This is a genomic window from Roseateles sp. P5_E11 (assembly GCF_054049355.1).
The window spans coordinates 1-10,151 of record NZ_JBFUMO010000183.1; the positions used below are offsets into that span (position 1 = coordinate 1).

13 protein-coding genes are annotated in these 10,151 nt (G+C 67.8%); 6 read left to right on the forward strand and 7 right to left on the reverse strand.

The features are described from left to right. From paaB to ACXJKR_RS15120, 6 genes are all read right to left on the reverse strand, one after another. On the reverse strand, positions 1-350 hold a 350-nt coding region (gene paaB / locus ACXJKR_RS15095; RefSeq protein WP_457323520.1), incomplete at its 3' end, for a 1,2-phenylacetyl-CoA epoxidase subunit PaaB. Next, positions 350-1,354 carry a 1,2-phenylacetyl-CoA epoxidase subunit PaaA gene (paaA, locus tag ACXJKR_RS15100; RefSeq protein WP_056195235.1) on the reverse strand — a complete coding sequence of 335 codons (1,005 nt, stop codon included), beginning with the start codon at positions 1,352-1,354 and terminating at the stop codon, positions 350-352. The genes paaA and paaB, both read right to left, overlap by 1 nt. 114 nt (positions 1,355-1,468) lie before the next feature. Beyond that, positions 1,469-2,767: a phenylacetate--CoA ligase PaaK gene (gene paaK, locus ACXJKR_RS15105; RefSeq protein WP_457323521.1), complete on the reverse strand. Its 1,299-nt coding sequence runs from the start codon at positions 2,765-2,767 to the stop codon at positions 1,469-1,471. Continuing rightward, positions 2,764-3,192, reverse strand: a complete 429-nt coding sequence (gene paaI, locus ACXJKR_RS15110) for a hydroxyphenylacetyl-CoA thioesterase PaaI (RefSeq protein ID WP_457323522.1) — start codon at positions 3,190-3,192, stop codon at positions 2,764-2,766. Before paaI ends, paaK begins: the two co-directional genes overlap by 4 nt. After that, positions 3,192-3,995 carry an enoyl-CoA hydratase-related protein gene (locus ACXJKR_RS15115; RefSeq protein ID WP_457323523.1) on the reverse strand — a complete coding sequence of 268 codons (804 nt, stop codon included), beginning with the start codon at positions 3,993-3,995 and terminating at the stop codon, positions 3,192-3,194. The genes paaI and ACXJKR_RS15115 overlap by 1 nt, the downstream gene beginning before the upstream one ends. Before the next feature lie 74 nt (positions 3,996-4,069). Further along, on the reverse strand, positions 4,070-5,011 hold the full coding sequence (locus tag ACXJKR_RS15120; protein ID WP_056195223.1) for a carbohydrate kinase family protein: 942 nt from the start codon (positions 5,009-5,011) through the stop codon (positions 4,070-4,072). Between the two features lie 72 nt (positions 5,012-5,083). On the opposite strand from ACXJKR_RS15120, the gene moaA reads away from it, so the two are divergent. From moaA to ACXJKR_RS15135, 3 genes are read left to right on the forward strand one after another with little or no spacing between them, the layout of a single operon-like run. Beyond that, a complete protein-coding gene (gene moaA, locus ACXJKR_RS15125) occupies positions 5,084-6,196 on the forward strand; it encodes a GTP 3',8-cyclase MoaA (RefSeq protein WP_056195220.1) in 1,113 nt (370 codons plus the stop codon). Continuing rightward, positions 6,189-6,749, forward strand: coding sequence for a molybdenum cofactor guanylyltransferase MobA (gene mobA / locus ACXJKR_RS15130; RefSeq protein WP_235531910.1), 561 nt, complete (start codon positions 6,189-6,191; stop codon positions 6,747-6,749). The genes moaA and mobA overlap by 8 nt, the downstream gene beginning before the upstream one ends. Beyond that, the gene (locus ACXJKR_RS15135; protein WP_082532541.1) at positions 6,742-7,266 is read left to right on the forward strand and encodes a GNAT family N-acetyltransferase; all 525 of its coding nucleotides are present in this window, start codon (positions 6,742-6,744) and stop codon (positions 7,264-7,266) included. The genes mobA and ACXJKR_RS15135 overlap by 8 nt, the downstream gene beginning before the upstream one ends. Here the strand turns inward: ACXJKR_RS15135 and ACXJKR_RS15140 are convergent. Next, positions 7,252-7,857: a YceI family protein gene (locus ACXJKR_RS15140; RefSeq protein ID WP_235531909.1), complete on the reverse strand. Its 606-nt coding sequence runs from the start codon at positions 7,855-7,857 to the stop codon at positions 7,252-7,254. The genes ACXJKR_RS15135 and ACXJKR_RS15140 overlap by 15 nt on opposite strands. A 103-nt stretch (positions 7,858-7,960) precedes the next feature. Here ACXJKR_RS15140 and ACXJKR_RS15145 point away from each other — a divergent pair, with 103 nt between their 5' ends. From ACXJKR_RS15145 to ACXJKR_RS15155, 3 genes are all read left to right on the forward strand, one after another. Continuing rightward, positions 7,961-8,500: an Mpo1 family 2-hydroxy fatty acid dioxygenase gene (locus ACXJKR_RS15145; protein WP_056195208.1), complete on the forward strand. Its 540-nt coding sequence runs from the start codon at positions 7,961-7,963 to the stop codon at positions 8,498-8,500. Between the two features lie 12 nt (positions 8,501-8,512). After that, complete coding sequence (locus tag ACXJKR_RS15150; RefSeq protein WP_457323524.1) at positions 8,513-9,526, forward strand: 2-dehydropantoate 2-reductase; 1,014 nt, start codon at positions 8,513-8,515, stop codon at positions 9,524-9,526. Between the two features lie 85 nt (positions 9,527-9,611). Next, on the forward strand, positions 9,612-10,151 hold a 540-nt coding region (locus ACXJKR_RS15155; RefSeq protein WP_457323525.1), incomplete at its 3' end, for a cysteine hydrolase family protein.

The following is a 10,151-nucleotide window of genomic DNA, read 5'->3' on the forward strand; positions in this document are numbered from 1 at the left end:
AGCTCATAGAACGTGGGGTGGCGGTAGACCTTGTCGTCGGCCGGGTCGAACAGGCTGCCCTTCTCGGTCGGGTCGCTGGCGACGATCTGCTCGGAGCGCACGACCCAGATGCTGGTGCCCTCTTGCCGGCGCGTGTAGACGTCGCGCGCCATCTGGATGGCCATGGGCGCATCGGCCGCGTGCAGGCTGCCGCAATGCTTGTGGTCCAGGCCCGCCTTGCTGCGGACAAATACTTCCCACAAAGGCCATTCCCTTGCCCCCGGACCGGCGGGTACGCCGGCCACACCCCCCGAGGGGGTGCCACCCGACTCGGGGCGGCCCAGCGTCGGGTCGTTCTTCGGATTGCTCATCACGCTGCCTCTTGTTTAACGGCTTGCTTGCGCGCATGCGCCAGGGCCGCGTCGCGCACCCAGGCGCCGTCGTCCCAGGCCTTGTTGCGGGCGGCAAGGCGCTCGCGGTTGCAAGGGCCTTCGCCACCCACCACGCGCCAGAACTCGCTCCAGTCGATCTCGCCGAAATCGTACGAATCACGCTCGGCGTTCCACTTCAGCGCGGGGTCGGGCACGGTCACGCCGAGGATGTCGGCCTGTGGGATGGTCGCGTCGACGAACTTCTGGCGCAGCTGGTCGTTGGTGACGCGCTTGATGCCCCAGCGCATGCTCTGCTCGGAGTTGGGCGAGTCCTTGTCGGCCGGGCCGAACATCATCAGCGACGGCCACCACCAGCGGTTCACCGCGTCCTGCACCATGGCCTTTTGTTGGTCCGTGCCCTTCTGCATCATGGTCAGCAGGCTCTCGTAACCCTGGCGCTGATGAAAACTCTCCTCGCGGCAGACGCGGATCATGGCCCGCGCATACGGCGCATAGGAGCAGCGGCACAGCGGCACCTGGTTCATGATGGCCGCGCCGTCCACCAGCCAGCCGATGACGCCGATGTCGGCCCAGGTCAGCGTCGGGTAGTTGAAGATGGAGCTGTACTTGGCCTTGCCCGACAGTAGCGCCTCGGTCATCTCGTCGCGGCTGGTGCCCAGGGTCTCGGCGGCGGCGTAGAGGTAGAGGCCATGGCCGCCCTCGTCCTGCACCTTGGCCAGAAGAATCGCCTTTCGCTTGAGCGTCGGCGCGCGCGTGATCCAGTTGCCCTCGGGCAGCATGCCGACGATCTCGCTGTGCGCGTGCTGGCTGATCTGGCGCACCAACGTCTTGCGGTAGTGCTCGGGCATCCAGTCCTTGGCTTCGATGAATTCGCCAGCGTCGATGCGAGCTTCAAACGCTTCCTCGCGGGCCAGCTCCTCGGCGCTTTTGACGACCTTGGGCTTGGCCTCGCGAGCCATCAGGTCCATTGCTTGCGTGTACATATCAAGCTCCTCGATTCAAAAACACGAACAAAGCCACAGAGGCACTGAGACACAGAGAAGAGGCTTCTGAATTCCTCCGTGTCTCTGTGCCTCTGTGGCTGTGTTTTGCATTCATCACTTCTTGCGTTGATCGACGACGCGCCGGGCCTTGCCCACCAGCGTGCGTTCGATGGAATTGTTCGGCTCGACCTGGATGGTCGCCGTCACACCGATCAGGTTCTTGATGCGCTCCGACAGCCTACGTCCAATGCCGTCGTCGGTGGCGCCGAGCGCCAGCTCGCAGCGGATCAACAACTCATCCAGCGGCCCGTTACGGCTGACCACGAGCTGGTATTGCCCGCCCAGGCCCTTTTCCTGCAGCACCAGCTCCTCGACCTGGGTCGGGAACAGGTTGACGCCGCGGATGATCAGCATGTCGTCGCTGCGGCCGACGATCTTGCCCATGCGGCGCATGCTGCGGGACGTGGGCGGCAGCAGGCGCGTCAGGTCGCGGGTGCGATAGCGGATGACGGGCATCGCTTCCTTGGAGAGCGACGTGAAGACCAGCTCGCCTTCGGACCCGTCGGGCAGCACCTCGCCCGTCTCGGGGTCGATGATCTCGGGGTAGAAATGGTCTTCCCAGATGACCGGGCCATCCTTGCTCTCGATGCACTCGCTGGCGACACCCGGGCCCATCACTTCCGAGAGGCCGTAGATGTCCACCGCGTCGATGCCGGCGCTGGCCTCGATGTCCTTGCGCATCGCCTCGGTCCAGGGCTCGGCGCCGAAGATGCCGACCTTCAGCGACGACTCGCGTGCGTCCAGCCCCTGGCGGCTGAACTCCTCCACCAGCACCTGCATATAGCTGGGGGTCACCATGATGATGTCAGGCTTGAAGTCGGTGATCAGCTGCACCTGCTTCTCGGTCTGGCCACCGCTCATCGGGATGACCGTGCAGCCCAGCCGCTCGGCGCCGTAGTGAGCGCCGAGGCCGCCGGTGAACAGGCCGTAGCCATAGGCCACATGCACCAGATCGCCTGCGCGGCCACCCGCGGCGCGGATGGAGCGCGCGACGAGGTTGGCCCAGTTGTCGATGTCCTTCAGCGTGTAGCCCACCACCGTGGGCTTGCCCGTCGTGCCGGACGAGGCGTGGATGCGCGCCAGTTGCTGACGCGGCATCGCGAACATGCCGAACGGGTAGTTGGCACGCAGGTCGTGCTTGGTCGTGAACGGGAACTTCGCCAGGTCGGCGAGCGTCTTCAGGTCGGACGGATGCACGCCTGCCTCGTCGAACTTGGCCTTGTAGTGCGGCACATGGTCGTAGGCGTGCTGCAGGCTCCAGCGCAGGCGTTCGAGCTGCAGCGCCTGCAGCTCATCGCGGCTGGCGGTTTCGATGGCTTCGAGCTCTCCGGGGCGCGGACCTTTGACCGTCATGCTTCGAACACCTTTCTGTCGCCCAACCGGTATGAGCGGCCACGGAACACGGCGATGAGATCACCGTCCTGGTTCTTCACGGTGATGTCGTAAAGCCCCGTGCGGCCGGCCAGCGATGTTTCCTCGGCGGTGGCGGTCAGCACATCGCCGAGCCTGGCCGACTTCAGGATATCGATGCCAAAGCCGGAGGCCACCGTCAGCGCATTGCGGCTGTTGCAGGCAAAGGCAAAGGCGGAGTCCGCGAGCGTCGCGATCAGGCCGCCGTGGCAGATGGCAAAGCCGTTCAGCATGTCGGCCCGCACCGTCATCGCCGCAACCGCGCGGCCGGGGCCGACCTCGGCGATCTGCATGCCCAACATCTTGCTCGCCGCATCGGCGGTGAGCATGACGTCGCGGACCTTTTCGGCAACGGCTTGCGCATCCATCAGCGGTCCTTGAACTCGGGCTTGCGCTTGTCCATGAACGCCGCCACGCCTTCGAGATAGTCATGCGAAAAGCCGAGTTGGCTCTGCAAGGCCGCCTCGAGCTTGAGGGCGGGCTCGAAGTCGAGCTTCAGTGCCTCGTCCAGCGCGCGGCGCGTCTCGACCAGGGCGCGCGTGGGCATGCCGGCCAGCTTCTGCGCGATGGCCATGGCGGTGTCCTGCAATTCGGCGTCGGGCAGCACACGTGCGATCAGGCCCAGCCGCTCGGCGTCCACTGCCTTGAGCTTGTCGCCCAGCAACGCCAGCTCCAGCGCCTTGGCACGGCCCACCAGCCGCGGCAGCAGCCAGGTACCACCGCAATCCGGGAGGAGCCCGATCTTGGAGAAGGCCTGCAGGAAGCTGGCGCTCTCGGCCGCCAGCACGAGGTCGCAGCCGAAGGCCATGTTGGCGCCAGCGCCGGCCGCCACGCCGTTGACGGCGGCCACCACCGGCACCGGCATGCTGCGCAGCCGCAGCGCCAGCGGGATGTAGTAGTGATCCAGCATGTGGCCGATGTCCTTCGGAGCCGCACCGGGCTCGCGGCTGGGCGCCACATGCGGATCGGCCAGATCCTGGCCGGCGCTGAAGGCGCGGCCGGCGCCGGTGATCAGCACGCAGCGCGTGGCGCTGTCCTCGGCCGCCGCTTCCAGTGCCTGGCGGAGCTGGCCCAGCATGGCCGCAGTGAAGGCATTGAGCGCCTCGGGGCGGTTCAGGCGCAGCAGGCGCACGCCACCATGCTGTTCGATCTGGATCAGGTGTTCGGACATGGAATTTCTCTACCGACCGGTCGGTTAATCGTAGGAGCCTACGGGATTGGGATCAAGTAGTGCCAGGGAAAACCCTAGTCTTTGGCGATCTCAACGCGGTCCGCGAGCGCAGTGACCAGGGCTGGCCGCGGCGGCGCAAAACCGGCCACCGTGCAGGCGGCAGCCCCGGCTGCCAGAGCCCACCGCAGGTGATGCCCGGCTGGCGCACCGGCATTGCGCATCAGGCTGTCCAGCAGGCCGGCCAGGGCCGAATCGCCGGCGCCAACGGTGTCCACCACGTCCACTCGCGGCGGCCGGCCCGTGGCCTCCTCGACACCGTGATACAGCGTCGCCCCCACCTCGCCGCGCGTCAGCAGCAGCCAGGCACCAGGGTTCCAAGCGGCGATTTGGGCCAGGCCTGAGCGGTAGTCAGGCACGCGGAACAACCCGCGCAGGTCCTCGTCGGACACCTTGATGACATCGGCCAGCCGGCACATCTGCTCCAGCGTGTCGTCGTAGCTCGCGTCCATCGGCGGCGCGCGGAAGTTGGGGTCGTAGCTGATGAGACGACCCTCGCTCTTCAGCGCCTCAGCCAGTGACAGCAGCCGCCCCGCCAGCGGCTGGCGCACCAGGCCCAGGCTGCCGAAATGGGCCCAGCGCAGCCCACGCGTCCAGCCCATGGGCAGGCCTTCGGGGCGGAAATGCAGGTCGGCGCTGTCGTGGCCGATGAAGAAATAGCGCGGCGGGTCGACCTCGTGCACCACAGCCAGCAGCGGCGGCCGTGCCAACTGCTGAATGAAGCGCATGTCCAGGTTGGCCTCCTGGCTGCACTGCCAGATCTCGGCACCGAAAGGGTCCTGGCTGATGGCACCGGCAAAGGCACTCAGCTGGCCCAGCGTCGACATCGCGACCGCCACATTCCAGGGCGAACCGCCGCAGGCGCTGCGCCAGCGGTCCGGCCCGATGCGGATCAGATCGGTCAGCGCTTCGCCAAACGCAATGAACTGCGGCAGGTCGGGGTGAAGGATCTCGGCCATTCGTGCCGATTCAAACGCGCCCGGGCAACCGCCGCAAGTGCCAGGAGATTCGCCCGCTGACACAATCCCGGCATGACCGCCCGCGTGATTCCCCTGCACGACGCTCGCTCGCTACGCGTCGAGCCGCCGGCCTTGGCCAGCCAGACCGGTCTCCCACTGGCCGACGTGCTAGGCCGGCCGCTGCGTGACCTGCGCATCTCGGTCACGGACCGCTGCAATTTCCGCTGCGGCTACTGCATGCCGAAGCAGGTTTTTGACAAACACCATGAATTCCTGCCCCATGCCGATCTCCTCAGTTTTGAGGAGATCGAGCGGCTGGCCCGGGTCTTCGTCGGCCTGGGCGTCGAAAAACTGCGCATCACCGGCGGCGAACCGACGCTGCGCCGCCACCTCGAAACCCTGATCGGGATGCTGGCCCAGCTGCGCACGCCCGATGGCCGCGAGCTGGACCTGACGCTGACCACCAACGGCTCGACGCTGGTGAAAAAGGCGGCCAGTTTGCGGGCCGCCGGGCTGAAGCGCCTGACCGTCAGCCTGGACGGGCTGGACGACGCCGTCTTCCAACGCATGAACGACGTCGGCTTTCCCGTGGCGGACGTGCTGGCCGGCATCCACGCGGCGCAGGCCGTGGGCCTGGGGCCGATCAAGGTCAACATGGTCGTGCAGCACGGCGTCAACGACGACCAGATCCTGGCGATGGCGCGCCACTTCAGGCATAGCGGCATCGTGCTGCGCTTCATCGAATACATGGACGTCGGCGCCACCAACGGCTGGCGCATGGACCAGGTGCTGCCGAGTAGCGAGGTGCAGCGGCGCATCGCGGCGGAGTTCCCCATCACGCCGCTGTCGCACAGCGCTCCAGGCGAGACGGCCGAGCGCTGGGCCTATGCCGACGGCGCCGGTGAGATTGGCTTCATCTCCAGCGTGACCCAGGCCTTCTGCGGCGACTGCAACCGCGCCCGGCTGTCGACCGAGGGGCGGCTCTACACCTGCCTGTTCGCCCATCGCGGGCATGATTTGCGCGGCCTGCTGCGTGGTGAGGAATCGGTCACCGACGGGCAACTCGCCAGTGCCATCGCCGGTGTCTGGAGCGGCCGCGCGGACCGCTATTCGCAGCTGCGCGGCCAGGGCGATCCGACGCCTGATGGCGAACGCCGCGTCGAGATGCATTACATCGGTGGATGAGCTTCACGCCCTCGTTCTGGCCGGCGGGCGCGGCTCGCGCATGGGCGGTGCGGACAAGGGCTTGCAGCTGTTGCACGGCCGCCCGCTCGTCAGTCACGTCATCGAGCGCCTGGCACCGCAGGCGCGCCATGTGCTGATCAGCGCCAACCGCAACCTGGACAGCTACCGCGCCTTGGGCCACGAAGTGCTGCCTGACCCGCCTGGGCTTGAGTTCGCCGGCCCGCTGGCCGGCATGTTGGCCGGCCTCGACGCCCTCCCCGACGACGCCTGGCTGCTGACCGCGCCTTGCGACTGCCCTCACCTGCCGCTGGATCTGGCCCGGCGCCTGCTGGCCGTCGCGAAGCCCCATGGCCTCGCCTTCGCCCAGGCCGGGCGCGAACACCCGACCCATGCGCTGCTGCATGCCCGACTGCGCGAACCGTTGAGAGCCCATCTCGACGCCGCTGGTCGGGCCGTGCTCGGCTGGATGAGCGGCCGGCCCCATGGCATCGCACACTTCGACGACGAAACCGCCTTCGCCAACTTGAACCACCTCACCGATCTGCATGACTGAGGCCCATATCCGTCCCATGCTCGAGCCCGACCTGCTCGCCTACAAAGCGCTGCGCGACGCCATGCTGGCCGGCCACCCCGAGGCCTTCACGTCAGACGCCGAGACCGAAGGCCAGCGCGACCTGTCCAGCTACCGCAACCGCCTGGCCGGCGGCAGCAAGGGCGGCACGTTGTTCACGCTGGTGGCGCTGGACGACGCCCGCCTCGTCGGCGCGCTGACCTGCGAACGCGAACCGCGTGTGAAGGTGCAGCACATCGCCCACCTGATCGGCATGATGGTGTCCGACACCCATCGCGGTCGCGGCATCGGTCGGACCCTGCTCATCGCGGCCATCGCCAAGCTCAAGGCCACGCCCGGCCTGGCCCAGGTCACGCTGAGCGTGACGTCCACCAACCGCGGTGCCATCGGTCTCTACGAGAGCCAGGGCTTCGTGCGCTATGGATGTTTGCCGGACGCGATACGCCTGCCCGACGGGCGCAGGCTGGCCAAGGACTTGATGGTTTTACGGCTCGACTAGCTCGAACTGCACCACCAGCGCGTCCTGCACCGCCAGCAGCCCGCCCAGCACGGTGAACGGCTGGATGCCGAAGTCGCTCTGCCGGATGACCACCTCGCCGCGCGCACGCTTGGCTGCGATCTCGACGACGAACCACTGCCTGCGCGTCGCGCCATGCAGGGTGATCTCCGCCTCGACGACGCGCTGGCCGCCCTCGCCGAGCAGCTGCAGCGTGCGCACGACGACCTCCGGGTGGGCCGCCGCATCCAGCGCCTTCAGCAGATTGGCGCGCGTGCCGGCGCGCGCCTCGTTGTCAACGGTGCTGGCAAAGGCCGGCCCCAGGCGTTCACGCAAGGCCTGCGGGTCAATCTCCAGCGCGTCCAGCCGGAAGCTCAGCATCGGTCCGGCCGCCGGCCAGTCCACGCGCAAGTCACCGGTTCGCAGCACGTGGTTGTGGCCCAGGCGCGCCGCCGTGCCGCCGCGAAAGACGAGGATGCGCAGCTCGTTTCCGGTGGCCTCCGCCGTCACGCGGGCGGGCGGCGGGCTGGCGCAACCGGCCAGCGCGGCCAGCGTCGCCATCAGTAACAGACGGCGCTTCGGTGTCGTTTGCACACTCAACTCAGGGGTTCTCCGAGGGATTTTGTAAGCCGGCGCACAACGATGCTGCGCCATGCTGGACTAGCATAGCCACCATCCTCCTCAACGGAGCCTGCCCATGGCCAGCCTGTTCCGCCCCGCCCTCGACCTGATGGCGCAATACGCCGCCTATCACCGCGACCGCCGCAACATCGCGACCCATTTCGTCGGTATTCCCCTCATCGTCTTCGCCATCAGCGTGCTGCTGGCGCGCGCCGAGTTCTCAGTGGGCGACGCGCCGATGAATGCGGCCATCGTGCTGTGGGCCCTCAGCGCGCTCTGGTACTTGACGCGCGGCAACCTGGCGCTCGGCGTGGCCACCACGGTCGTCAACGGCATGCTGACGGCACTGGCGATGATCGCGGCCCAGGGTTCGATGACGAGCTGGCTGGTCATCGGTGTCGGCAGCTTCGTGGTCGGCTGGGTGTTCCAGTTCATTGGCCACTATTACGAAGGCAAGAAGCCAGCCTTTGTCGACGACCTCGTCGGCCTCCTCGTCGGCCCGATGTTCGTCGTCGGCGAGGGCATGTTCATGCTGGGCTGGGGCCGTGCGCTGTTGGCCGAGATCGAACGCCGCGTGGGGCCGACGCATCTGCGCGACCTGGCTCACCCCGTCTGATCCGCTGAACCCATGACCGGCGTTCTTGTGATGGGCGCCGGCTCCGTTGGCTGCTTTGTCGGTGGCCTGACCCAGCTGGCCGGCGTGCCGGTCCACTTCGTCGGCCGCCCGCGCGTACTGGCCAACCTGCGCAAGCACGGCCTGCGCCTGACCGACCAGGACGGCCTGGACCGCCACATCCCAGCACTCGACCTGCGCCTGCACGAGGAACCGCCCGCCGGCCTCAAGCCCGACCTGGTGCTGCTGTGCGTGAAGTCTGGCGCCACCGCCGAAGCCGCCACGGCCCTGGGCCTGACGCTGCCGCTGGGCACGCCCGTCGTCAGCCTGCAGAACGGCATCGCCAATGCCGACGCCGCCCGCGCCGCCGCCCCACAGCTGCACTGGCATGCGGGCATGGTGCCCTACAACATCGCCGAGATCGGACCCGGCCGCTACCACCGTGGCACCGGTGGGTCGCTCGCGGCCGAGGGCTCGGCCGAGGATCTGGCCCTGGCCGCCTGGCAGACGGCCCTGGCCCGCATGGGTATGGGGTTGGAGCTGTATGCGGACCTGGCACCGGTGCAATGGGGCAAGCTGCTGCTGAACCTGAACAACCCCGTCAATGCTTTGTCCGGCCGGCCGCTGCGCGACGAGTTGCTGGAGCGCGGCTACCGCCGCGTGTTGGCGGCGCTGCAGGAGGAAGCCTTCAACCTGCTGAACGCCGCGCAGCGCCCGGTCGCCCAGCTCACGCCACTGCCGCCACGCCGGCTGATCACGCTGCTGCGCATGCCGACCTTCATCTTCCGCCTGGCCGCCGCGCGCATGCTGCGCATTGATGCCAAGGCCCGCTCCAGCATGGCCGACGACCTGACCCAGGGCCGCACGACGGAGATCGACGCGCTGTGCGGCGAGATCGTCCGCCTGGCGCGCAGCCAGGGACGCAGCGCACCGCTGAGTGCGCGCATGCTGAACCTCGTCGAGTCCTGGCCCAAGCGCCGCCGGCCCTACACGCCGGCCGAGCTGCTGAGCGCTCTAGGTTTGTCCTGAATTGATCCATCTCCGTCTGCCAGCGCGTGGCGGCGGATGCATGATAGCGGAACACTGAAGGCCTCAACCAACAACGAGGCCCACCATGACCACTGCCCTCATCGTCATCGACGTCCAGCACTCCTTCACCCAGCGCCCCAGCTTCGAAACCGACGGCCTTGCTGCCTACCTGGCCGCGCAAAACCGCCTCATCGAGGGCTTCGAGGCCGCCGGCCTGCCCATCGTGCGCGTCTTCCACGTGCAGCCCGATGCGACCGGCGCCGACCCCTTCAGCCTGGAAAGCGGCCATGTGCGCCCGCTCGAAGGCCTGCGCGACTTCAAGGCCGACCTGACCGTGCACAAGACCCGCCACAGCGCCCTGGTCGGCAGCGGCCTGGACGTGTGGCTGACGCAGCAGGGCATCCGCCAGCTCGTCATCAGCGGCATCCGCACCGAGCAATGCTGCGAGACGACGACCCGCCATGCGTCGGACCTCGGCTGGGAGGTCATCTACGTGCCCGAGGCGACACTCACGTTCACGATGCAACACCCCGACGGCTCGCCCCTGACGCCCGCCCAGCTCCGCGCCCGCACCGCCGCCGTGCTGGACGGCCGCTTCGCCCGCATCATGGATGCAGAAGGTGCG

Coding starts and splice junctions, on each gene's coding strand:
- ACXJKR_RS15150 (WP_457323524.1), top strand. CDS start 8,513: ATGACCGGCGTTCTTGTGATGGGCGCCGGCTCCGTTGGCTGCTTTGTC.
- ACXJKR_RS15135 (WP_082532541.1), top strand. CDS start 6,742: ATGACTGAGGCCCATATCCGTCCCATGCTCGAGCCCGACCTGCTCGCC.
- paaK (WP_457323521.1), bottom strand. CDS start 2,767: ATGACGGTCAAAGGTCCGCGCCCCGGAGAGCTCGAAGCCATCGAAACC.
- ACXJKR_RS15120 (WP_056195223.1), bottom strand. CDS start 5,011: ATGGCCGAGATCCTTCACCCCGACCTGCCGCAGTTCATTGCGTTTGGC.
- ACXJKR_RS15115 (WP_457323523.1), bottom strand. CDS start 3,995: ATGTCCGAACACCTGATCCAGATCGAACAGCATGGTGGCGTGCGCCTG.
- moaA (WP_056195220.1), top strand. CDS start 5,084: ATGACCGCCCGCGTGATTCCCCTGCACGACGCTCGCTCGCTACGCGTC.
- paaA (WP_056195235.1), bottom strand. CDS start 1,354: ATGTACACGCAAGCAATGGACCTGATGGCTCGCGAGGCCAAGCCCAAG.
- ACXJKR_RS15145 (WP_056195208.1), top strand. CDS start 7,961: ATGGCCAGCCTGTTCCGCCCCGCCCTCGACCTGATGGCGCAATACGCC.
- paaI (WP_457323522.1), bottom strand. CDS start 3,192: ATGGATGCGCAAGCCGTTGCCGAAAAGGTCCGCGACGTCATGCTCACC.